This window comes from Bartonella sp. MU37NMGALS, assembly GCF_042194015.1.
GTDB classification, from domain to species: domain Bacteria; phylum Pseudomonadota; class Alphaproteobacteria; order Rhizobiales; family Rhizobiaceae; genus Bartonella; species Bartonella grahamii.
This window is the reverse complement of the sequence record NZ_JBHIML010000007.1, coordinates 46,864-66,367: the sequence shown is the minus strand read 5'-3', so window position 1 is coordinate 66,367 and position 19,504 is coordinate 46,864. Positions and strand designations below refer to the sequence as shown.

The 19,504-nt window shown below is 34.7% G+C and carries 18 protein-coding genes and 1 other RNA gene; 14 read left to right on the top strand and 5 right to left on the bottom strand.

What is annotated here, in order from left to right:
- The first annotated feature begins 1,050 nt into the window (after window positions 1-1,050).
- Window positions 1,051-1,233 carry a hypothetical protein gene (locus tag ACFIJP_RS05600; protein ID WP_273722851.1) on the top strand — a complete coding sequence of 61 codons (183 nt, stop codon included), beginning with the start codon at window positions 1,051-1,053 and terminating at the stop codon, window positions 1,231-1,233.
- On the opposite strand, the gene ACFIJP_RS05595 is transcribed toward ACFIJP_RS05600, so the two are convergent.
- Window positions 1,157-1,471: a helix-turn-helix domain-containing protein gene (locus tag ACFIJP_RS05595; RefSeq protein WP_007347852.1), complete on the bottom strand. Its 315-nt coding sequence runs from the start codon at window positions 1,469-1,471 to the stop codon at window positions 1,157-1,159. The genes ACFIJP_RS05600 and ACFIJP_RS05595 overlap by 77 nt on opposite strands.
- A gap of 613 nt (window positions 1,472-2,084) precedes the next feature.
- Here ACFIJP_RS05595 and ACFIJP_RS05590 point away from each other — a divergent pair.
- The 4 genes from ACFIJP_RS05590 (at window position 2,085) to ACFIJP_RS05575 (ending at window position 3,335) form a co-directional block, all read left to right on the top strand.
- Complete coding sequence (locus ACFIJP_RS05590) at window positions 2,085-2,210, top strand: hypothetical protein (protein WP_375626164.1); 126 nt, start codon at window positions 2,085-2,087, stop codon at window positions 2,208-2,210.
- A gap of 21 nt (window positions 2,211-2,231) precedes the next feature.
- Window positions 2,232-2,480 carry a hypothetical protein gene (locus ACFIJP_RS05585; protein ID WP_375626162.1) on the top strand — a complete coding sequence of 83 codons (249 nt, stop codon included), beginning with the start codon at window positions 2,232-2,234 and terminating at the stop codon, window positions 2,478-2,480.
- Between the two features lie 308 nt (window positions 2,481-2,788).
- Window positions 2,789-3,100 (top strand): hypothetical protein, encoded by a 312-nt coding sequence (locus ACFIJP_RS05580; RefSeq protein ID WP_375626160.1) that lies wholly within the window; start codon window positions 2,789-2,791, stop codon window positions 3,098-3,100.
- Window positions 3,101-3,152: 52 nt separating this feature from the next.
- Entirely contained in the window at window positions 3,153-3,335 is a 183-nt protein-coding gene (locus tag ACFIJP_RS05575) for a hypothetical protein (protein ID WP_375626159.1), read from the top strand.
- A gap of 509 nt (window positions 3,336-3,844) precedes the next feature.
- On the opposite strand, the gene ACFIJP_RS05570 is transcribed toward ACFIJP_RS05575, so the two are convergent.
- Window positions 3,845-4,024, bottom strand: a complete 180-nt coding sequence (locus ACFIJP_RS05570) for a YegP family protein (RefSeq protein WP_375626157.1) — start codon at window positions 4,022-4,024, stop codon at window positions 3,845-3,847.
- A gap of 389 nt (window positions 4,025-4,413) precedes the next feature.
- Window positions 4,414-4,953 carry a helix-turn-helix domain-containing protein gene (locus ACFIJP_RS05565; protein ID WP_375626155.1) on the bottom strand — a complete coding sequence of 180 codons (540 nt, stop codon included), beginning with the start codon at window positions 4,951-4,953 and terminating at the stop codon, window positions 4,414-4,416.
- A gap of 362 nt (window positions 4,954-5,315) precedes the next feature.
- Here ACFIJP_RS05565 and ACFIJP_RS05560 point away from each other — a divergent pair, with 362 nt between their 5' ends.
- Window positions 5,316-6,368, top strand: coding sequence for a DUF475 domain-containing protein (locus ACFIJP_RS05560; RefSeq protein ID WP_375626153.1), 1,053 nt, complete (start codon window positions 5,316-5,318; stop codon window positions 6,366-6,368).
- Between the two features lie 455 nt (window positions 6,369-6,823).
- Here the strand turns inward: ACFIJP_RS05560 and pncA are convergent, their stop codons facing one another.
- Together pncA and ACFIJP_RS05550 are read right to left on the bottom strand one after the other, a co-directional pair.
- On the bottom strand, window positions 6,824-7,432 hold the full coding sequence (gene pncA, locus ACFIJP_RS05555) for a bifunctional nicotinamidase/pyrazinamidase (RefSeq protein ID WP_375626151.1): 609 nt from the start codon (window positions 7,430-7,432) through the stop codon (window positions 6,824-6,826).
- Between the two features lie 46 nt (window positions 7,433-7,478).
- Window positions 7,479-8,015 carry a hypothetical protein gene (locus tag ACFIJP_RS05550; protein WP_375626149.1) on the bottom strand — a complete coding sequence of 179 codons (537 nt, stop codon included), beginning with the start codon at window positions 8,013-8,015 and terminating at the stop codon, window positions 7,479-7,481.
- 161 nt (window positions 8,016-8,176) lie between these two features.
- Here ACFIJP_RS05550 and ettA point away from each other — a divergent pair, with 161 nt between their 5' ends.
- The 8 genes from ettA to ACFIJP_RS05510 all read left to right on the top strand — a co-directional run bounded on the left by ettA (window position 8,177) and on the right by ACFIJP_RS05510 (window position 19,482).
- Window positions 8,177-9,826: an energy-dependent translational throttle protein EttA gene (ettA, locus tag ACFIJP_RS05545; protein WP_375626148.1), complete on the top strand. Its 1,650-nt coding sequence runs from the start codon at window positions 8,177-8,179 to the stop codon at window positions 9,824-9,826.
- A 670-nt stretch (window positions 9,827-10,496) separates the two neighbouring features.
- A complete protein-coding gene (locus ACFIJP_RS05540; RefSeq protein WP_375626146.1) occupies window positions 10,497-11,435 on the top strand; it encodes an ArsR/SmtB family transcription factor in 939 nt (312 codons plus the stop codon).
- 1,964 nt (window positions 11,436-13,399) lie between these two features.
- Window positions 13,400-13,777: a hypothetical protein gene (locus tag ACFIJP_RS05535; RefSeq protein WP_375626144.1), complete on the top strand. Its 378-nt coding sequence runs from the start codon at window positions 13,400-13,402 to the stop codon at window positions 13,775-13,777.
- 1,315 nt (window positions 13,778-15,092) lie between these two features.
- Window positions 15,093-15,602, top strand: a complete 510-nt coding sequence (locus tag ACFIJP_RS05530; protein ID WP_375626143.1) for a lytic transglycosylase domain-containing protein — start codon at window positions 15,093-15,095, stop codon at window positions 15,600-15,602.
- 83 nt (window positions 15,603-15,685) lie between these two features.
- An RNA gene (gene rnpB / locus ACFIJP_RS05525) (RNase P RNA component class A) lies at window positions 15,686-16,076 on the top strand.
- 264 nt (window positions 16,077-16,340) lie between these two features.
- Window positions 16,341-17,339: a 16S rRNA (cytosine(1402)-N(4))-methyltransferase RsmH gene (rsmH, locus tag ACFIJP_RS05520; RefSeq protein ID WP_375626141.1), complete on the top strand. Its 999-nt coding sequence runs from the start codon at window positions 16,341-16,343 to the stop codon at window positions 17,337-17,339.
- Window positions 17,336-17,740, top strand: coding sequence for a hypothetical protein (locus tag ACFIJP_RS05515; protein ID WP_375626139.1), 405 nt, complete (start codon window positions 17,336-17,338; stop codon window positions 17,738-17,740). The genes rsmH and ACFIJP_RS05515 overlap by 4 nt, the downstream gene beginning before the upstream one ends.
- Window positions 17,740-19,482, top strand: a complete 1,743-nt coding sequence (locus ACFIJP_RS05510; RefSeq protein WP_375626137.1) for a peptidoglycan D,D-transpeptidase FtsI family protein — start codon at window positions 17,740-17,742, stop codon at window positions 19,480-19,482. Before ACFIJP_RS05515 ends, ACFIJP_RS05510 begins: the two co-directional genes overlap by 1 nt.
- The last annotated feature ends 22 nt before the right edge of the window (window positions 19,483-19,504 follow it).

The window sequence follows — 19,504 nt, the reverse complement described above, 5'->3', positions numbered from 1 at the left end:
GAAAAGAATTTCATCAATTGTTCTTTGAAAAGTCAATTGAGCGGTTGTTTCTATCGCTTTGCATCATCTAGATTTTATTGTAATAAGAACTTTATTATTCTGTAAGAAATGTTCTCTATGATATTGGAAAATTTGTTAAAATGCCGTTTTCTATCTTTGTGTATTTTTTTGCTTAATGCTCAAATTATAGAGTTTTCATGTAATCCGAATTATTATTGAAGAGCAGACGTCTTTTTTGATTTTGCTCTCATAAGGGATTGGCAATATTTCGGAAAAGCTAACATTTTTTTCGTATTGATTGTGTAGAGAGTTTTATCTTTTTTATCAGTTTTTTCTCTTATGAAAAATTATTGGCAGAGAGGGTGATTTTTTTGGAAAAGTAGACTTCTTCTTCAAAATTATACTTTGAAAATATAATTCTTCATTTACATAAAGGAATTTCTCTCTTGTTGTAAATCTGCATACAATTTACGTACAAAGATTATGCGTGGTGATTCGTTTTATTTTTTAATAGTATCATTTTTGCTTATGATAGAGACTTATATTAGTATTTAAAAGGTGCGTTTAGAGGGGAGGTTACCTATAAACGTGTTACAGAGTTTTAGGTAGTGTGGCTCTGTTTATAAGAATTTATTCTTATAACATTTTTATATTCTTGTTTTGCAATATTGTTTAAAAAACATAGATGGTGCTATGTAAAATAAAATTGTGATATATTTTTTTCAAAAAAGCTTGTTCGTGTTCTCTTATATAGAGTTCAGGAGTGTCTTCAGGGATATTTTCACATTAGTTTTTATTGGTCCGAATCACAAGATATGCGTAACATTATTTGCGTTTTTGATAGATCATACCAATTTTCATAAGAAGGTCTGGATCATGTGATGCGTTATGTTTCACTATGGTACATGACTAATAGAATTTCATCTGATTTTGTAAAATAAGTTTGTACACAATTGCTTCCATACTGCCTATTGCAAATATTTTTTTCTAAGGTATGAGATATATTTAAACGCTTTAGCGTTATATAGTTTGACTACATGGAGTATGACTATGAAGAATGATAAAAAATTTGAAACAACTTTATCTGATATTATTGTGAAATGGGAGTCTTTATCGACGTCTCAAAAGCAGGCGATATTGGATAGAGTAGAAAATTCTACAGGTTCTGCTCATTCAACAGAACATTTAAGGCTTCAATCTTCTTTTTATCTCCAGACGAAATCAAAGTTATGAGTTTTAAGTCTTCATCGGAGATGTTGAAACCAGTTATTACATATATGGCACTAGCATTTCCCAGTGTGTTCAAAATAGCCATGAGTTTATCTACTGAAGGCCTCTTTCCTCCATTTATCATTTGTTGGACGTAATTTTGTCCACAGCCTGCAGCTCTGCTTATTTCAATCATTGTTCGTCCGTCACTTTTAATCAATTCAACTAAGCGTTGGAACCAATCTTTTTCAGTCTTTGTCATTTTTAGACCTTTACATATTTACGCTATAGCGTTAATATTGCGCTGCGAATCCAGAATATATGATACAAGGAGCGTGAAAATATCCATGTGTAGCTCTTCGCTAATGAAGCATATAGAGTTGTTTTTAACTAATAACAAAATGTCCCCATACACTTTCAGATTCGAATCAATAAAAAATGGTTGCTTAGTTCCACGGTTGTGAAGAAGTAAATGTGTATACCGGAAACGGCGATACACACTCGTATGTTTATGAGATTTCACTGTGATAGTATACGTAGCAGCATTATAAATCAAGATATACCCCAACATCAGAATTTGTAAAAAAAAATTCTGCGTTGAGGTGGTGTGTGAGTATAACGAAGCTTTAGAGCCTTAAGAGATAGGATAATGGCTGTAGAAAAAATGTAAATTCATAGGCAAAGAATACTGATTTCTCCTCTATTGTAATAAATTAGATCACTATCAGATGGTATATCGTATATATGCGTTAAAAAAATTGGGAAATATCAAAAAAGTGATCTTGGATATTTTATTAAACAGGAAGGTAATCTGAGTCACAAAAGTGGTTGTTTGGGAGGGGGGGTACATTCGATTAATGCCCTTATGGGGGTGAGTGTGTTTTTATGATGCTGCGGTTTATAATGAAGTCTGTGTTTACAATGATATTGTTATTGATAACAATGCATTAACATATGGTTGTGTAGTCGTTCGTAAGAGTTTGCATGTTTATGAAAGATAAGAACTTTATAGTTATTCGAATATGAGTGGAGATGCATATGTTTACGTTAATGCGGTCTTTTTTGATCAAGTTTTGAATGCTCAATGTATTGAATTTTATGGTGATACTCGTGATTATAGAAAGGCTCGAGTTTATAGTGATGCTTTAATTTATGGTGATGTAAAGATTTTTGGGAAGGCAAAATTTTACAGAAATGCTGTGCTTTGTGACACTGATGATTTTTGTAATAATGAAGAACTTTCATATATAGCCGCATTCCCCATGGCGTAAAAAGGAAGATAGGAACGATTTGGGCAAGGCTTGTACGATTGCGTTGCGTCGTTAGTTTTATTTGACGTTCCTTATTTTTTGTTTTTTGTGTCAATAAATGTGTCGCAAATAATTGGTGTAAGCGTGTAGATTTAGCCGCTTTCAGGGATTTTTTTGCGTCATTTATCAATGGCTTTAATGGAGAAAATAAGAATGCCGAGAGTGATTGTTCACACTTGGAACATGCGGTTTATTGCATTCTTTTTTTGATTGAGGATGAAACAAATTGGTCAAGATGATCACTTGAGCGACAATTAAGGGAGATCCAAATGAGTGTAAACGAAATTTTATTGGGAGCAATGGTTGTTGTTTTGTTGTGCAGTGGGGTTATATTTCGGTTTTCTTTATATTATCGCAGTCAAGTGAAAATTTTAAAAGAGGAATCTAGAAGAATAAAGCATGAGTTTTTAAGAGATTCTATGAAGATGACTGAAGAACGAGATAGAGCTATTAGAGAGCAAAGTATGGTGATTAAAAGACGTGACCAAGCAATTGAAAAACTGAAAAAACAAATTAAACAATATGAAAAAAATGAAAAGAAATATCAAAAAATGCTTAAATCTGAAGATGATAAAGAGTGATTGTATTTATATTTTGCATTAAAGGGCTTGGAAATGTGTTAGGAAGATTGGAATGACGAGAGAGATAAACTTTAATGAAGCCAATTATGATGCTGATGGAGGGATTGTATTGAAAGAGAATATTCAAGTTTACTCTGATTTTATGAAAACATTTAAGTTTATAAGACAGAGCGTCTTTGATTATAAAATAAGAGTTTATGATGATAAACCAGTTTATAGGTATGCTGGTTATTAAAAAGCGCGTCTATACAATCCATTATGCTTGAAACAATTTTGCACGTTCCTTTTAGATATAAGATATAAATGCGACGATAGTTTCAGCTAATATGTCTAAAAAATTGCATGGTAATAGAAAGAAAGAGATATTTGCTTTTTATGAAGATGAAATGGGTAAGTCAGTTATGATTATCAGATACAGAAGAGGAATATAAAGGTAAAAGATATTAATATTTGGTAGAGTAATTGTATTTCATCGTTGATGATTCATCTTCTTTTCATGTGCGTTTATTTTTATAAAAAATAAAAGACTTAAAAGAGTTTCTTTTTTATAAGTGCTACAGAGAGTTAAGTATGATTGAAAACAAACATACAGTAATATGCAAGAATTTGACTGTTATTTATGAGTGTTAGAAATAACACAAAAGATTCATCCCACTGAGGGAAAAACAATCACTTTTTATTTGTCACAAAAGTAACTCACATACCATTATATAAAATAAACGCTTGTTCTAATGGTAAAGAACGTTAGAACTGTAGTTCTCTAATAAGAGCCTTATGTGTAATTTCTTTGATTTGTTCAATATTGATTAGGATATCTTGTTTTGTTGGATAACCTTTACTAGAAAAAGCAATTTTTTGTGCATCTCCTGAGATTAAACGCCAGTACCATTGATTGTGAACTCCTTGAAACACCTCAAAATACATGCTTCCACCTCATAAAATAGCTGATAATTTTCAGGATAAATATTTAACTAATCCGTTTTTGAACATTAATGTATGTCTCTATAGGAAGTCGTCAATATATTTCCCTTAAATTTTCTGACCTTAAAAAATAATTTCTATGAGAGCTATTATTCTCTTAACAAGAAAAAATTTCTTGTCAATAAGATATGAATGAAAATTTTATACTAAAAATTATTTTTTTAATTTAAAGACATTATACTTTTATTTACAATGGAAATATTTTTATTGTCGTTATAGAAACAAATTTTATAAATTATACAAAATCTTACCAGCATGGATAAAGTGAAAAATATTTTTCTCCATACTGGTAGGGCTTAATCATTTCTTGTTTTTTCTTTTAAAATAGATGTTTATTGATTAGCGATAACCTCTTTTTGGGATACGCTTCGAATGAGTAAATCAATGAATAAGCTAAGAGTATAAGAATTGGCCATTTTAGCTTTCATGTCGATCAGAGAGGTTGTAGTTTTAGGGTTAAGGCCATTAGATAAACCTTGTCTTGACAAATATTGCTGCAATTTTTCATAAGAGCTGTCGATTTTCTCTTTATTTAGTTTTTCGTTACGCTCACCATTGGCAAGTGTTTCTTCCAGTCCTTCGATTTTTTTAATAAAATAATTCCAGTCAAAATCACCTTTTGTATATTCGGTGTCAAACATTTTTCCTTGTCCAGTTAAGAGCCAATTAATATTGACACCATATAACGTGCGGTATGTTTGTAAAACACTAAGATTGGGTTCTCTCTCCCCACGCTCATAAAAAGCAATAGAATTTTTTGTCATGCTAAAATTTTTAGCTAAGGTTTCACGTGATGGATCGCCTAAAGCAAGACGTACATAACGCAAACGTTTTCCAAATATGGTTTTTGATTCAGTTTCAGGACGTGCCACGAATTATCTCCCTCAGTAAATCATCATGGTATAAATCATTAAATAATAAAAGCACACTATGTATTAATATTCTATGATATAATGTCAATATTTATAGCTTTAATTTCTTTTTATTTTTTTATTTTTCGTGGATAGAAAGAAATATTTCGCTTACTGTATTGACAATTGATATTCATTTCAAAACAAAATTCTCTGTTTTCTACATTTGTCTCTTGCTTTTTTTGAGAGAATTTTCATGTAACTTTACCATATATATTCTATACACCTCTGCATTAATAGATGCAACTTTAAAGAGATGCAAACTTTGGATTTGTACTGGGTGTGCTTTAGATGAATTAGAAAATAAACTTTGAGGAATGATCATGGCCCTATTACGCTATTTTGGGTTTGCTTTTTTTTTCACGATTATTGGTGTCTTTTTAGGAGGGGTTATTGGTTGGTTTGAAACGGAAAGTATTACTGGTTTTCTTAAATATTTTTTTATTTGCTTTGTTTTAGGAGTTTTGGAAATTTCTTTATCGTTTGATAATTCTATTATCAATGCGCGTGTTCTTAGTAGAATGGATCCGTTGTGGCGTCGTCGTTTTCTTATATGGGGCATTTTGATAGCTGTATTTGGGATGCGAATTGTTTTTCCATTATTGGTGGTTGTCGTTGCTGTTGGGATTAATCCAATTGCGGCAGTAAAATTAGCGATATGGGAACCACATCGATATGCTGAAGTTTTAATCGATGCGCATATGGGGATTGCTGCTTTTGGAGGCACTTTCCTTATGATGGTTGGCTTAAAATATTTTTTTGATTCTGAAAAAGAGGTACATTGGCTTAATGTTATAGAGAGACCTGCTCAAAAGTTTGGGGCGCTTGTTGGGATTGATATTGCAATTGTTTTGATTTTGATCTTGTTTGTTTCAGGGCAGATTGACACAGAAGATAAAATGACTTTTTTATTGGCAGCCCTTTATGGACTTTTGACCTTTATCGGTGTTGAAGTTGTCGGTCATCTCTTGGATACCCCTCAAAAGACTTTAACAACAGTAACTCACGGGGGAGTAGGGGCGTTTCTTTATTTAGAAGTTCTTGATGCTAGTTTTTCTTTCGATGGCGTGGTTGGTGCTTTTGCCTTTTCACATAACCTTTTTATTATTGCGATAGGTCTTGGTATCGGTGCATTTTATGTTCGTTCTATGACAATTATGCTGGTTGAATCAGGAACATTATTGCATTATCGTTATTTAGAGCATGGTGCTTTTTATGCAATTTTAGTTCTTGCAGTGATTATGTATCTGCAAACGATTATATCGGTTCCTGAAGTTTTAACAGGACTTTTGGGAGTCTGTATTATTGGAATGGCATTATATTCTTCGATTCGTTTTAAGCATCGTCAATTGGATAAACATGTTGTGTCTAAGTAATGGAGATTTCTTCTTTTCTCAGGCTTTTGTTTATCACATATCTTTGAATAGAAAGAGGTCTTTTATGCAAAATAAAATACTATTTTATTGCTTATTTGTGTTTTTATTTTAAAGTTGAGTCCATTGCATGATACTACTCATGAAGGGAATAGTGTAAAATCTTTAGGGTACTTTTTGACCTAAATATAAGACAGAAAGCTGATGCTATACTTTTTACCAGTTTTCAATATTATGATAAGTTCTTGCATTTAATGGTTCATAAGAAGCATTTTTACTGTTTTTTTGAATGATTTTTATTCATACATTGATTCTCTTTGTAACGTGTAAGAGAATGGTTTTGAAACAGGTTTGAAATCAGAGAATTTACGATATTCTAGACTTTCACTTAAATATGTGAAAAATAATTTATCTTTTATAAATCAGTATATTATAATAGTAGATTAGAGAAGAATATTTTAAGAGACCATTAAAAGTTCTATACCAGCTTCGTTCATAGTTTTAAGCATAGTGTTTAGTGATCCGTTTACATCAATACCAGCACAGGCATTTAATGAAACACTGACTTTAAAACCGCATTGTATAGCGTGAAGAGCAGAAAATCCGACACAAAAATCAGTTGCTAAGCCACACATAATGAGCTTGGTAAAACCATGTTCTTTGAGATAAACTTGTAAACCTGTTGGTGTTTTTTGATCATTTTCAAGAAAAGCAGAATAGCTATCCATTTTTTGATTATAGCCTTTTCTAAGGATAAGTTGTGCTTTTTCTACTCTAAGAGATGTATGAAATTCTGCTCCTTGTGTTCCTCGTATGCAATGATCAGGCCAAAGTATTTGAGGACCATAGTCAAGAATAATGGTATCATAGGGCTTTTTTTCAGGATAGCAGGAAGCAAAGCTGCAATGGTTTTTTGGGTGCCAGTCTTGGGTTAAGATAACGTGGTCAAAATGATTTATGAGATTATTGATGGCGGGTAAAATAGCATCACCTTGTGGTACGGCAAGTGCTCCACCTAGTAAGAAGTCATTTTGAACATCAATGACGATTAAGGCTTTTTTTTCCATAAATATATTCCTATACGAGATGAGCTTTTATCGTATTTTTAAAAAGCTATATGTCGTCTTGAAGTTTTGAAATGATGTGTTGGATATTGATATTATTTTTATAATTATCAAGCCAAAAGAGGGGGATGGATAAGTTTTTACAATTGGTTTTATAGTTTTTTACGAATTGTAACCACGTACCAATGGGAAGTGCACTGTATTCATTTTTTGCTACGTGTTGATGCAAAGCTTTCATGATCATTGGGCTTGGGACGTCAGATCCCATAAGGCGGCGGTCGTTTTGTAAACGTAATTTAAGCCATATCAAGGCAAGGTGTGAAGTCCATTGCTTCCCGTAGCAAAAAATCGATGAAAAAAGAGAAGGATTTTTTACTGCGTAATATAAAGCCCATAAAGCGAAAAAAGAAGGCGCATAGAGAATTGCTTTTCTTTGTGGTACCATATTACATTGATAAGTTGGTTTAATACGATAAAAATGCAATGTTATATCTGGTATGGAAAAGAGAGGTAATGTTTGATAACAGGTTTCAGGTACAGCTAAAAAGATTTGCTTTTTGCTTTTTTGGGGGATGTTTTTTTGCATTCAGGACCATACTGGGGCTTGTGAGATTAGAAAAAATATACCAATATAAGGCGAAAAGCTTTTGATACGATGTAAGTGCTATTTACTGTACAGTTTCAAAAAGCAAAAGCAGTTTTTTTCAAAATCCTAATCTTTAATATGCACAATATAAAGAGAAATTTATGGCACGTCAATTTATCTATCATATGGCTGGGCTTAACAAGTCTTACGGCAATAAAAAAGTTCTAGAAAATATTCATTTGTCTTTTTATCCAGATGCGAAGATCGGTATTTTAGGGCCGAATGGTGCAGGGAAGTCAACTATTTTACGTATTATGGCTGGGCTAGATAAGGAATATACGGGAGAAGCATGGATTTCTGAAGGAGCACGCTGTGGCTATCTACCACAAGAACCTTTGCTTGATGCGAGCAAAGATGTGCGTGGCAATGTGATGGAAGGTGTTGCAGATAAACAAGAAATTCTTGAGCGTTATAACGAATTGATGATGAATTATAGCGAGGAAACGGCTGATGAAAGTGCACGGCTTCAGGACATTATTGACAGTCAGAATCTTTGGGATTTAGAAAGTCAAGTGGAAATGGCTATGGCTGCTCTTGGTTGTCCGCCAGCCGATGGGGATGTAACAAAACTTTCGGGTGGTGAGAAGCGGCGTGTTGCACTTTGTAAATTGCTTTTGTCAAAACCTGATTTGTTACTTTTGGATGAACCGACAAACCATTTAGATGCTGAAACGACGGCTTGGCTTGAAAGGCATCTACGTGAATATCCTGGGGCTGTGCTTTTGATAACCCATGATCGTTATTTTCTCGACAATGTAACGGGTTGGATTTTAGAGTTAGATCGTGGGAGAGGTATTCCTTATGAGGGGAACTATTCTGCTTATTTGGGGGCTAAAGCTAAGCGTTTGGCTCAAGAAGGCTGTGAAGAGGCAGCGCGTCAACGTGCTTTATCACGTGAGCAAGAATGGATCGCTTCTAGTCCAAAAGGGCGACAAGCAAAGTCAAAAGCTCGGATTAAGGCTTATGATGAGTTGGTTCAAGCAGCACGTGAGCGCCGTCCTGGAGAGGCGCAAATCATTATCCCTATTGGAGAAAGATTAGGACAGGTTGTTATTGAAGTTGATAATCTCTCTAAAGCTTATGGTGAGCGTGTATTGATTGATTCTCTTTCTTTTAAACTTCCTGCTGGTGGTATTGTCGGCGTTATTGGGGCCAATGGTATGGGAAAGTCGACCTTGTTTAAAATGTTGACGGGACAGGAACAGCCCGATTCAGGTCAAATACGTATCGGTGAAACAGTTCACATGAGTTATGTGGATCAGAGTCGCGATTCCTTGGTGGGGAATAAAACTGTTTGGGAGGAAATTTCTGGTGGAAATGACATTATTAAATTAGGCAAATATGAGATGAATAGTCGCGCTTATTGCGGGGCTTTTAATTTCAAGGGGGCAGATCAACAGCAGAAGGTGGCAAATTTATCAGGAGGCCAGCGCAATCGCGTACATTTGGCGAAACTTCTAAAAGAGGGGGGGAATGTGCTTCTTCTTGATGAACCGACAAATGATCTTGATACTGAAACATTGGGTGCATTAGAAGATGCATTGGAAAATTTTGCTGGTTGTGCAGTTATCATATCGCATGACCGTATGTTTCTTGATCGATTGGCAACACATATTTTAGCCTTTGAAGGTGAAGGCCATGTAGAATGGTTTGAAGGTAATTTTGCTGAATATGAGGATGATAAAGTTCGTCGTCTTGGGGCGGAATCTCTTAATCCTAAGCATGCAAATTATAAACCTCTTACACGCTAGAGTTTTTTATCTTATCTCAACGTTTTTGAAAAAATAGTGTGTTTTATTGCATTTGTTATTTCATAAATAAAGTATGTGTGTAGTCTGTGGAAGTTTTTATTCATTGAAAATAGTAAGAGATACTTTATGAAATTGTGACCTAAATAGGGTTATTCTACTCATGATATATAACCGACTATTGCTTGTAAAATTGCAATGAAAAGGAGGGGGTGAAGAGTATAGCACTATTTCTACAAATGCTCTGGTCATTGAGCATTATCATCTTTACTTAATAAAAATGCAAGCTGGCACCATCATGTTATTTATTTTCTCTCAATAATGTGCAGTTCTTGTTTTGAGATGACTATAAAAAGTATTTTTATCCATATGTCTCCTCTGTTTATGAGCTGTAAGAGAATAATTTGGATTGATTTATCATGAATCGATTTGAAATGAGGAAAATTTACGGTATTCCGATGTTTTATTCAAGTTGAAAATGATTAATTGTTATTATAAATCAATGCATTATCATTATAACGAGAAGCAGGGGAATAATCTGTTCGTTTTTTACAGTAGCCTATTTTTTTATAGTATAATAAAATAGAGAGAACAAAATAGATGAGAATATGCGTTTTATGCTTGACTTTTTTTTCTGTAAACAAATGTTTATAAGAATGTTTAAGGGATAATTATGAAAAAAAGTGCAAGTTTAGATGCAATGATTGTGCTGCTAAAAGCGGTCGCAGAAATAAACCATTTACGTGTTCTTACGCTCTTGCGTCATGAAGATTTAACAATTCCTGATTTTATTTTTATTCTTGATCAGTCGCAAGCGTGTATATCACGATATTTACGTTTGTTGTACGAAGCACGATTGATTGAGCGTTATCAGAAGGGAGATAGCCTTTATTTTAAGCTTTGTCATGATTTTTTGGGTAAAGACATTGTGATGGGTGTTCTTTCGGCTTTACCAAAGCATGATATGTTGTTAGCGCATGATTTAGAACGTTTGAAGGATGTTAAAAAGCAGCGTCAAAAAACGAGGAAGAAGCATTTTTTACAAAATACGTTGCAATGGGATGTATTACGGTCATCCTATATGGCAGATCATGGTGTGGAAAACGCTTTACTTGAAATCATTGGCGATAAACCATTTCAAACGATGCTGGATATTGGAATAGGTGGAGACTCTGTCTTAAAATTGTTTTCTAATCTTTATACGCATGCGGTTGAAGTTGTGCTTGATAGCAATGTTTTTCACTTGTCTGTTGGAGATACAACTTTTGATTTAGTTATTCTTCATTGGGTTTTACATTTTCTTGAAAATCCTGAAATGTTTCTTCATGAGATATCAAGTGTTTTGCGTCCTCATGGACGTTTATTGGTTGTGGATTTTGGTTATCATAAAATTGAGTCTTCATATTCTGATCAAGCACATACGCGTTTTGGATTTTCGGCTTTACAAATAGAACAATGGCTTAAAAATACGGGACTTGTTCTAGAACAAACGGTTTGTCTTACTCCTATACAAAATGAAAACAGTGAGAAGGGTATGGTTACGCTTTGGCTTGCTCGTGATCCGCGTTTATTAGTTGACGATATCAAAGATAAACAAGTCGATTTTGCATAAATCGCGTTTGTTGACCTGCTTTATTCTCTGATTTTTCTTAAGGAATAGCGTAGAGATAAAACTTTATTCAATCATTGATAATCTATTGTTTTTTACATTTGTATTATGTTTTTATATGAGAGTATTGGTGTTTTACAGGGGCTTGGTGGCTGTGTACTGTGTAATGAAAGCACCTTCTATAGAGATAAGCCTATGAGGATCGTTATTTAAGGTGTCTTGATATCATATTTGTTTTATTAGCCAATATATTGATTTTTTAGATTTCAATGAGAGGCTCGAATATAGGAATATTTTTTCATTTCAAATTTCCTGTTTCAGAATCCAAAAGAGTCTGTTTGTTTGTTACAAGAGAAGATATTTATCTAAATAATAGCGTTTGTAAAAGGAAATACATATTTCTAAATATGAGAGCGGCGGCGATATGATGTAATAGCGCACAATATAATATAGTGATGGCTCATACCTTCATAAATGTCAAAAATGGTGGTACCCAATAGATCTTACGATGTCTCTTTAAAACAGGTGCTTAGATAAGAAGTACCTTGGAATTTTTAGTGAGTGGTGCAAAAAGATGCTCTAAAAAGACGAAGGGGTAAAAGGGTAAGACAATGCATGATTTTCATTATTTAAAACACAGCGTTATGAGCATGTTTGAAATTCGTAAAGGCAAATGAAAGGGATGGTAAAGACGGCAATAGGTTTTTATTTTTGGGCTTTTATGTTTTTTATCCATATGCTTTTTCTTGTTTGTGATGTGCCATAGTATGGCTATTCATTGATTCAATGGACGAAGATTTAAAATAAGGGATCTTACGTTCTTGAGATCTCTCATGTAAGTTGTAAAATGATGCGTTATGATTGTAAATCAATGCATTATTTACGTTAGAAGAACAGACTATAACAATTTTTGAGTGTAGAAACTACTGTGTGTAATTATTTTACGGAATCATTTAAATGATAGAGATTAAGAGAAACTGTCTGCATTGATCTCGGTTTGTTATGTTAAAATGCGTTAGAGCCTGTTGGTTATTGTAAAATAGTTTATCGTTATTTGGAATGATTATAGCACGTGATTCGAAACAAATACCTTCAGAGTTCTCATTTTTTCATAAAATTAAGCTGTTTAAATTCTTCATTGATTGTTACATGAGAGATGCGACAATATTTTAATAATCATTTACAGAATTTTTTATGAAGATAGATAAGATTTTATTTCTCTAAATTTATTGTTTTCTTGCAAGAAGATGTTTTTCATTTTTTATGGTTATTTGTGTAAGATTTTAAAAATCTACATTTTTATTTTTGTGGTGATTGCTGTTGGAAAAGTGATTCTACTTTTACATAGTTTGATTTTTATAGGGTGGATACGTAGAAATTACGGTTTTTTTAATTATGATCATCAGAGTTATGAAAGAAACTATTTAAAAGTTATAATGATTGTAGATTCTAATTGATGTTTCTTGAAATAAAATTGCTTCAAATTGGGTCATTTTAAACTTTTTTTGCCCAAATTTAAACATTTTTAAACAATTTATAACTCTTTTATGTTTTTTTGCGTAGAAGATGATAGGAATTTCTTGTTGTTTAAAGAATTTTATTCCATAGCAAGAATATTGCATCGGCTATCTTAGTGGTTGATGTGAGAGGACGATCGGGGAACCTCCTCCCCCCCCCCCCGCGTGGATCCCCTAGATTGTCTGGCCTGACTGAGGATTTCCTCAGTCAGGCTTTTTATAATTGTTTTGCGGTATGTTGTAGCGTGTTATTAGGGGGAAGTGTAAGATCTGTTATTGTTTCGCCTATACTACCTGAATACATAGAGGGGCAGGTCTTGTTGGGCGGATAGTGTTAGCGTATTCATTTTCGATAATTTGATTTTTCTTTATTGAGGCATCGTTGAATGCTATAAGGAGAATCGTAAAGGGAATCTATGTTTGTGTTCTGTGATCTTTAGGTAAGAGATAATGGGATCTTTTTCACATCGTATTATTTTTATTTTATTTGTATTTTTTATTTCTGGCGTTGTATTTTTTGCTTCTCAAAGTAGTGCTGTTTATCAGTTTTTTTCCGGTCGCTCTTCTTTTTCTTCTCAGAAGCTTGATGTAACAGAGGAGGAGTTGTTAGAGAGATTGTCCGTATCTTTTCCAGATATTATCAAGCATCTTTCTAAGATGGACCCTCAACAGCAAGAGTTGTTTATTGCGCAGCTGCGTCGTGATGTAATTGCGCTTGCTGCTAAAAGTGGTCAGAGTCGTGAGCAGGCTCAAAAATCTGGTGAAACTGTTGCTATGGCTCTCTCAAAAGCGATTTCTCGTCCTTCCATTGCTAATGCTTATTTTTAGCTGTTTTTTTAATCGCGCTTTTGGGTTTTATTTTAAGCAGCAAGAGCTTTTCATGAATTTTTGAAAAGTGCGAGGAGATAATCAATTTGTAGGATAATTAGCAAAATTTATCTTACTCAAAAGGTAAGCAATCAAAGTATAACGATAATGATGCAATCATTACAGGAGTGAAAGAAAGTCTGTCAAGGGTATTGGTCGAGTTAATTGTATTATCAATCGCGACAATAACAAAAGCAAAAGCAGTATTGGCTATAATAAAACACGTTAATCGCGTTTTATATGCCGGTTATTTTTTTATTTGATATGAGAAAATAGAAAATTTTAAAAGGATTTAAGATTCCTTTGTTCTACGGATTTTAGAATATTTATTCACTTGTATGATTTCTGAAAATGAGGTGCAAGGCTGATAAGGTGATTGTCTGTGACAAAGAAAAAAATATTTGAATGAAGATGAGGGTTTATTTTTATTTAAAAGGCTTTGGGGGTATTGAGTTTCCTAACATTTTTCAAAAAACAGACAAAAGTAATTGTTAAGCTTTGTTGTAGAGACAAAGACGGATATAGCTTTTTTAGCATATTGTTTTGTAATGATAATTTGTCATTTTCATATTGAGTGAGAATCTTAAGAATTGTAAAATTCTCTCGTTTTAAATTTATTCATGGTGAAAAAATCAAAATTAGTTTCTTGTGCACTACAAGTGAGAGGCTTGTGTGGATAAAAGCTCTTTCAAAAGAAGAAGTAAAAAGCTTCTTTGTGGCATCTTAAGAGCTAAAAGTCTGTTGCAATATTTTGAATTGGTAAAGAGTATGATAGTTTTAGTATATTTATGAATTTTTTATGCGCAATGATGGGAGCGGGGACTTGTTTTATGATTTGTTGGGGTTTTATCGGACATAAAGAGTGCTGTGGGTGTTTATTAACCAGAGAGAAGTGTTGATAACAGTTTATATTTTTTGTGAAACTTTTTTGATATTGAGAATCTTCGGTAAAAAGATGTTCTTGTCTCTCTTTAAGATGCTATTTTTTTAATATAAAAATTAAGTGATACAATAGTGATAGTAGAAATTTGTATATTATATCATTTTATTTAATACGCTATAAGATTAATCATAGTCTCTTTATTTTTTTTATTTTATGATATAGATAAATCTATAATTTGTGCATAAAGATATTTTCTTTTGTTGCAGAATTTTATCTTGAAATTGTCTTACTCTTTCCTTTTTCAAGCCGTTCTTTTGCTTTCTTTTTTTGTACAATACGTTTGCAAATTATTTGCAGCTAGAATTTGAGAATGTTTGAGTGAAGAGAAAGAAAATGCAATTTTTGAAAATCTTGTTAAATACAGCGTGTGCTGTATTTTTTGTATTTGATGTAAGTTGGACTCATAGTGTCTTAAATGTTGCGGAATCAGGAGAAGCCTCAGCGATTGTTGCTTCTAAGATTCCTGATCGTCCTTATGAGTTTCTTATTCAGAAACTTGCGAATAAATATAATGTTCCCGTTAATTTAGCACATGCTGTTGTAAAAGTCGAAAGTAATTATAAGGCAGGTATAAAGGGGGCTGCTGGCGAAATAGGTTTGATGCAAATTAAACCCTCTACGGCACGAGGGTTGGGCTTTAGTGGTTCTGTACAGGATTTGTACGATCCTGCGACCAATCTTGAATATGGTATGCGTTATTTGGCACGGGCGTATAAACTCAGTGGTGGAAGTACGTGTGGTACAATCCTTAAATATAACGCAGGTCATGCTGCAAAAAAAATGAATTCCATTTCGGCGAAATATTGCGCAAAAGTGAAAACTTATCTGGCTTCATTAAAATAAAAACATCTTTTTAGACAGGTTTGCTATAAAATATTTTAAGATGCTATTTTCACGGAGCAGAAAATGTTTTATAAATTAATGCGTCAGTCGGCTGGGCAGCCGCGCTTGTCTAATGCTGAAATGCGGCAAGTGAGGAAAGTCCGGGCTCCATGGAAAGACGGTGCCGGGTAACACCCGGCGGGGGTGACCCTAGGGAAAGTGCCACAGAAAGTAAACCGCCTATTTTTATAGGTAAGGGTGAAAGGGTGGAGTAAGAGCCCACCGCGCATTCAGTAATGAATGTGGCAAGGTAAACCCCACCGGGAGCAAGACCAAATAGAAATGACGTGCAAAATTTAATTTGCAGCCGATTTCCGGGCGAGTCATTCGGGTAGGTTGCACGAGGCGGATGGTAACATCCGTCCCAGATGAATGGTTGCCATGTAAAGTGTAAGCTTTACTCTACAGAACCCGGCTTATAGGCCGACTGATATTTCATGATGATACGCGATATTTTATAAGATCAATTATATATGGTCTTTTATGGATTCTATGTGTTTGAAATGGACACTTGAGCAAAGAGTATTTTAAAAAATTATAACATTTCTTTAAGTATAATGCGTTAGGATCTGTCTTGGGATAACTTTAGTTTTTTCGTTCATTGTGATTAATATGAAAGTTGAAGGCTAGGTTACTCTAAAATCAGTTGCTATGAGAGAGCTGTTGATTTGAGACAGCATAACTTCAAGACGGATTATTTTGATAAAGCAGGATCAAAGAGCTGAACGCCATATCCCAGTGTTGTTGCAGCCAGTTTTGGCTGGGCTTATGCCATTGGTTGGAGCAAAAGTGATTGATGGCACCTTTGGTGCTGGTGGTTACACGCGCGCTTTGTTAAAGGCAGGGGCGGAGGTGATCGCTCTTGATCGTGATCCTCATGCTATTAGTGCGGGACAATCGCTTGTTGAAGAATTTTTTCCACGACTTCATTTGGTGCAAATGGAATTTTCACAGTTGGATCGCGTTGTTGAAGAGAAGGTAGACGCCGTTATTTTGGATATTGGTGTCTCTTCAATGCAGCTTGATGAAGCTGAAAGGGGATTTTCTTTTCAAAAAGATGGTCCATTAGATATGCGAATGGCTCAGACTGGTTTTACTGCTGGCGATGTTGTAAATCACTTAAAAGCAAGGGATTTGGCACGTATCTTTAAGATATTAGGAGAAGAGCGCTATGCGGGGCGAATTGCACGGATGATTGAAAAGCGTCGTGTTGTTCAGCCTTTTTTGCGTACAGGTGATTTGGCGTATGCTATCGAAGCGTTGATAGGACGTAAGCCAGGAGATCGCATTCATCCTGCAACACGTGTATTTCAGGCTCTTCGCATTTATGTTAATGATGAAATTGGTGAACTTGCACGTGGCTTATTTGCTGCTGAACGCATTTTGAAACCGGGTGGTCGTTTGGGGGTTGTCAGTTTTCATTCTCTTGAAGATCGTATGGTCAAAAGATTTTTTTCTTTTCGTTCAGGAGAGTGTATGAGATCACGCTATCTTCCTGAAATAAAAACGCCTCCAGCAACATTTTTTCCTTTGTTTAAAGGGGGGATAACTGCAAGTGAAGAGGAGTTACAGCAAAATCCTCGTTCACGTTCTGCGCGGTTGCGTGTTGGTGTACGAACTAAAGCAGAGGCTCTTGCAGCAGATATGAAATTATTTGGTTTAGCAGAGATTGCCAGTTTTGAAGGCGGCAAGAAATGACAGTTTTTCGTACATTTGATATGATCTTAGTGATGATTATGATTTGTATGGCAGGTCTTACTTATAAAGTAAAATATGATGTTCAAAAACGAATGAACGAAGTTCGTCATCTTGAGCATGAAATTGCTGCAGCAAAAAATACGGTAAGTTTGCTTCGTGCTGAGTGGGCTGTGATGATAAGGCCTTCACGCATGCAAAAACTTGCAAAACGTTATCAAAAAGAACTTGAGTTAGAGGTTATACAGCCGCGTCAAATCGTGGCGTTTAAAGATATTCCGGTACGGGTACATGATCAAATTGAAGAAGTGATTAAACAAAATATCTTGGAAGATAATCAGGATATTTTGACAAATAATCGGGCTTCTCAGATAAATGATGTTGTCCAAAAAGGCGCGCAGTAATGAAATCGACTTTTTTATTCTCACAGAAGAAAAAGCGCTTAAAGAATTCGTTGAATAATCATAATGTTTCTGTTCGTCGTCCCTATTCTAGTCGTCCACGTTTGCTTTTTTCGTTGTTCTGCTTTTTAATTTTATATGGCATCATGGGGGCTTGCCTTATTTCTTATGGGTTGGAAGGTGGACAGATTGAAGAAGCAAAGGGGCCAGGAGTTCTTCAATTGATGGCACGGCCTGATATTGTTGATCGTAATGGTCGTTTATTGGCAACAGATATTAAAACTTATTCACTTTTTGCTGAGCCACGACGTATTATTGATGTGGATGAAACAATTGAATTGCTCTCAACAGTTTTGCCTGATCTTAATTGGCAGGAAACCTATAAGCGCTTAAAAAGAAAATCTGGTTTTTCTTGGATACAGCGTGGGTTAACACCAATGCAGAAGACGAAAATTATGGCTCTTGGTATACCAGGAATTGGTTTTCGGACTGAAATTCGTCGTTTTTATCCTGATGGACCTGTAACTTCCCATATTCTCGGTATGGTGAATGTTGATAATCAGGGCATTGCAGGTATGGAAAAATATATTGATGATGCGGGGTTGAGTGCTTTGCGTGCCGCTGGTCTTGCTATGGAAGAATCATTAAAACAAGTTCAGCTTTCGATTGATGTGCGTGTTCAGGCAATTGTTCATGATGAACTTATTCAGGCTATGAAGCGTTATAGGGCAATTGCTGCAGGAGCTATTATTTTAAATATACATACGGGGGAAGTTTTGGCTTTGGCATCACTACCAGATTTTGATCCTGGAAATCCTATTGAAGCTTTAAAAAGTGATCGTCTCAATCGGATGACGGCAGGAGCTTTTGAAATGGGATCAATCATTAAAAGTTTTACAACTGCCATGGCTCTTGATTCCGATATTTTTCATTTAAACAGTATTATTGATGCTTCAAAGCCAATAAAAGCAAGTAGTGGGTATACTATTCATGATTTTCATGGGAAAAATCGTCCCTTAACGTTATGGGAGGTTTTTATTTATTCCTCTAATATTGGTTCTGCTAAGGAGGCATTGGCGGTGGGGATTGATGGACATCGTAATTTTTTGAAACGACTTGGTTTACTGGATCGATTGACAACAGAATTGCCTGAAGTTGCCCATCCTATTGTGCCACATCATTGGAAGGATATTCATTCGATGACCATTGCTTTTGGGCATGGTATGGCAACAACACCTTTGCAAACGGCTGTCGGGGCTGCTGCTTTAATGAATGGTGGTTGGTTAATTGCTCCGACATTTTTAAAACGTACAAAAGGACAAACTTTGCACTACGCAAAACGGGTTTTGCAGGCTAAAACAAGTCAAAATATGCGTTACCTTTATAAATTAAATAGTGATATTGGTTCTGGACGTAATGCAAAAGTTGAAGGTTATCGTGTAGGTGGTAAGACAGGAACAGCTGAAAAAGTTGAAAATGGAAAATATTCTAAAACAAAAAATTTCAATAGTTTTCTTGCTGCTTTTCCTATTGATGATCCTGTTTATGTTGTTTTAACAATTATTGATGAACCAAAGCCTGCAGAGGGACAGCGTTCAGCAACAGCGGGGATGAATGCTGGACCAATGCTTGCTAATATTGTTCGTCGCACAGCTAGTTTTCTTGGTGTAAAATCCGATTTTAAAAAAGAATATGAGCCTCTTTTAAGTAAAAAGAGTAATTCAAGTTTCGTTAAACAACGGTAAAATGAATACAAAGGTGCAGCGT

Excerpts from the sequence above, each read along its gene's own strand:
- ACFIJP_RS05600 (WP_273722851.1), top strand. The coding sequence starts at position 1,051 with ATGAAGAATGATAAAAAATTTGAAACAACTTTATCTGATATTATTGTG.
- ACFIJP_RS05595 (WP_007347852.1), bottom strand. The coding sequence starts at position 1,471 with ATGACAAAGACTGAAAAAGATTGGTTCCAACGCTTAGTTGAATTGATT.
- ACFIJP_RS05585 (WP_375626162.1), top strand. The coding sequence starts at position 2,232 with ATGAGTGGAGATGCATATGTTTACGTTAATGCGGTCTTTTTTGATCAA.
- ACFIJP_RS05580 (WP_375626160.1), top strand. The coding sequence starts at position 2,789 with ATGAGTGTAAACGAAATTTTATTGGGAGCAATGGTTGTTGTTTTGTTG.
- ACFIJP_RS05575 (WP_375626159.1), top strand. The coding sequence starts at position 3,153 with ATGACGAGAGAGATAAACTTTAATGAAGCCAATTATGATGCTGATGGA.
- ACFIJP_RS05570 (WP_375626157.1), bottom strand. The coding sequence starts at position 4,024 with ATGTATTTTGAGGTGTTTCAAGGAGTTCACAATCAATGGTACTGGCGT.
- ACFIJP_RS05560 (WP_375626153.1), top strand. The coding sequence starts at position 5,316 with ATGGCCCTATTACGCTATTTTGGGTTTGCTTTTTTTTTCACGATTATT.
- pncA (WP_375626151.1), bottom strand. The coding sequence starts at position 7,432 with ATGGAAAAAAAAGCCTTAATCGTCATTGATGTTCAAAATGACTTCTTA.
- ACFIJP_RS05550 (WP_375626149.1), bottom strand. The coding sequence starts at position 8,015 with ATGCAAAAAAACATCCCCCAAAAAAGCAAAAAGCAAATCTTTTTAGCT.
- ettA (WP_375626148.1), top strand. The coding sequence starts at position 8,177 with ATGGCACGTCAATTTATCTATCATATGGCTGGGCTTAACAAGTCTTAC.
- ACFIJP_RS05540 (WP_375626146.1), top strand. The coding sequence starts at position 10,497 with ATGAAAAAAAGTGCAAGTTTAGATGCAATGATTGTGCTGCTAAAAGCG.
- ACFIJP_RS05535 (WP_375626144.1), top strand. The coding sequence starts at position 13,400 with ATGGGATCTTTTTCACATCGTATTATTTTTATTTTATTTGTATTTTTT.
- ACFIJP_RS05530 (WP_375626143.1), top strand. The coding sequence starts at position 15,093 with ATGCAATTTTTGAAAATCTTGTTAAATACAGCGTGTGCTGTATTTTTT.
- ACFIJP_RS05515 (WP_375626139.1), top strand. The coding sequence starts at position 17,336 with ATGACAGTTTTTCGTACATTTGATATGATCTTAGTGATGATTATGATT.
- ACFIJP_RS05510 (WP_375626137.1), top strand. The coding sequence starts at position 17,740 with ATGAAATCGACTTTTTTATTCTCACAGAAGAAAAAGCGCTTAAAGAAT.